Origin of the sequence: Winogradskya humida (assembly GCF_016862215.1) — a bacterium.
Lineage (GTDB): Bacteria > Actinomycetota > Actinomycetes > Mycobacteriales > Micromonosporaceae > Actinoplanes > Actinoplanes humidus.
The window spans coordinates 1-2,632 of record NZ_BOMN01000164.1; the positions used below are offsets into that span (position 1 = coordinate 1).

Annotated in this window: 1 protein-coding gene and 1 pseudogene; one reads left to right on the forward strand and one right to left on the reverse strand. The window is 66.3% G+C overall.

Going from position 1 to position 2,632, the window contains the following annotated elements; translation table 11 throughout:
- Positions 1–200 precede the first annotated feature (200 nt).
- Positions 201–1,098: pseudogene (locus Ahu01nite_RS49965) on the reverse strand (IS110 family transposase).
- Positions 1,099–1,321: 223 nt separating this feature from the next.
- Here Ahu01nite_RS49965 and Ahu01nite_RS49970 point away from each other — a divergent pair.
- On the forward strand, positions 1,322–2,488 hold the full coding sequence (locus Ahu01nite_RS49970; RefSeq protein WP_239159806.1) for an IS110 family RNA-guided transposase: 1,167 nt from the start codon (positions 1,322–1,324) through the stop codon (positions 2,486–2,488).
- Positions 2,489–2,632: the final 144 nt, after the last annotated feature.

Below are 2,632 nucleotides of genomic sequence, written 5' to 3' on the forward strand. Positions count from 1 at the left end.
CCCGAAGCGGAGGGCTTCAGGCTTTACCTCCGCGACGCCTAGATTCTCTGAAGCGCTCCGCTTTGACGGTCGCTCTGGGCGAGCGCGGGCGCCGGGGGTCCCACCATGCGGCAAGGCACGCACCCTGACTATTGGATTGGTCAGCGCGCAAACTCATCGGCTACTTGTTTCATTGATCTACGACCGCAGCCCGGATGCTCCTATGGTCTGTCAATGGTCAGGAGGGCGTAGATTTCGCGGGCGATGTAGCGCTTGATGCAGCGGATGGCTTCGGTGGTGCTGAGGCCTTCTTTGATGCGGCGGTCGCGGTAGGAGCGGGTGCGGGTGTCGCGGGCCAGTCGGGTCAGGGCGATGCGGTAGAGGGCGCAGTTGGCTTGCCGGTCGCCGGCGCGGTTGAGCCGGTGGCGGTGGGTTTTGCCGCTGCTGGCAGGTAGGGGCGCAACGCCGCAGAGCATGGCGAAGGCGGCCTCGGTGCGCAGGCGGTGAGGGTTGTCGCCGGCGGTGACCAGCAGTTGTCCGGCGACTTCTGGTCCGACGCAGTGGGCGGCGGACAAGGCCGGGTTGATGGCACGGACCAGCGGGTTGATGAGTGTGTCGAGGTCGGCTATGTCGGTGGTCAGCTGCTGATGGCGGCGGGCCAGGCTGCGCAGCGAGATCTTGGTGGCGGTGTCAGGTTCGCCGGCGCGGCTGAGGTCGGGGCGTAGCGCGGCGCAGACTCGGATCAGTTGCGTGGCTGTCAGATCGCGGAGTTTGCCGCGTAGTGAGTCGTCGGCGGTGATGATCAGTGACCGCATGCGTTGTTGTGTTTCAGCGCGGTGCCTGACCGCGCAGGTCAGGGCGATCGACCTCGACGACCTTGATGTGCTGGGTGTGCAGGTAGCGGGTGAGGCCTGCGCCGTAGGCGCCGGTGCCCTCGACACCGATGAGGATCACGGTGTCGTGCCGGTTCAGCCAGTCCAGTAGTTGCCGGTGGCCTGCCGGTGTGGCGGCGAATTGCGCGGTCCCCAGGAGCCGGCCGGCGTCGTCGAGCACTGCCGCGGTGTGGGTGTCTTTATGGGTGTCCACTGCTGCGGTGACCTGGGTGTGCGGATGTGCGATGGTGAGCAACGGCTGTCCTGTTCGTCGACTGGTCAGGGCGGCACGCACCAGCCGGGCGGGATCGGACAAGACAGTGATGGGGCCTCTAGCCAGGCTCCTATGAGGTCACGACACCCGGTCCGGTGAGTGCACGAGCAGTCCTTGCCGGCCAGGTCGACAGATCCGGTTGAAGACCTGAGGTCAGCCAGGCTTAGGGTCAAACCCGGCCGGGGAGGGCTCTCCCATGAGCCTCACTGCCAGGCTTGGTCGAGGTGACCGGTGGGATCGCTCGCTCGTGGCTGTCCATCGCGGTTTTGGTGTGACTCACTCATGGGGCCGGTTCGGCAGCGACAGCGAGGGTTATCAGGCGATGCTCGCCGCCAGCCGCAAACATACTGATCGGATCTGGGCGGTTGAGGGCTGCAGCGGTATTGGCCGGCACGTCGCCCAGCGCCTGGTCGCCGACGGCGAGACCGTCGTTGACGTGCCCGCGGAACTGTCCGCCCGTGCTCGGGTGTTCTCCACCGGTCAAGGTCGCAAGAGCGACCCCGTCGACGCCCACAGCGTCGCCGTCGTCGCCCTGCACACCCCTGGCTTGCGGCAGGTCGTCATTGACGGGACCACCGTTGCGTTGCGGCTGCTCGTCGACCGGCGTGACCAACTCGGTTGTGTCCGCACCGAGATCGTGTCCCGGCTACCTCACCTGCTGCTCGAGCTGGTGCCCGGCGGGGCGAAGAAGTTCCTGTCCGCCCAGCAGGCCCGAGCGCTGCTCAATACCGTCCGGCCGCGTGATGTCGTCGGCAAGACCCGTCGCTGGCCGGCCTGCGAACTGATCCACGAGCTTGTCACCATCGACAAGAAGATCAAGGTCGCGAACGCCGAGCTGACCGAACTGGTCGCTTCGACCGGCAGCCGGCTGCAAGAGCTGCACGGCATCGGCGCGTCCGGCGCCGCCCGCCTGATCGGCGATATCGCCGACGTCAGCCGGTTCACCAGCCGCGGCCACTTCGCGTCCTGGAACGGCACCGCCCCCATCGTCGCGTCCTGCGGCGACCAGAACCGCCACCGCCTGTCCCGGGCCGGGAACCGGCGCATCAACCGGGTCCTGCACATTATGGCCGTCGTCCGGCTCCGCAACGACACCGAAGGCCGCCGCTACTACCGACGCAAACTCGCCGAAGGCAAGACCACGATGGAAGCCATGCGCGGCTTGAAACGTCGCCTGTCCGACGTCGTCTACCGCCAGATGACCGCCGACGCGAAGGAGCTCAGGACTGGCCCGGGAGGACAAACGGGGGCAACTCTGCAATCCAGCGCGGCCGACCCAAACCCTAAGGTCGACACTTCGGAGAAGTCACTTCCCGGACCCGCCAAAGACCACCTTAGAACACCGCTCCCCGCCGCCTCTTGACACAGAGGGGTGCCATGAGAGCGTGCCGCCGGAATAGTGGTCGAAGATTGGTTTGTTGCTCGATCGCGGCAGGATTTCTGCCATTGCCGAGGCGAAGTACGGCATGCGCGTGTTAATTGTCGTGTCAGGCCCTGGGTGTGATGG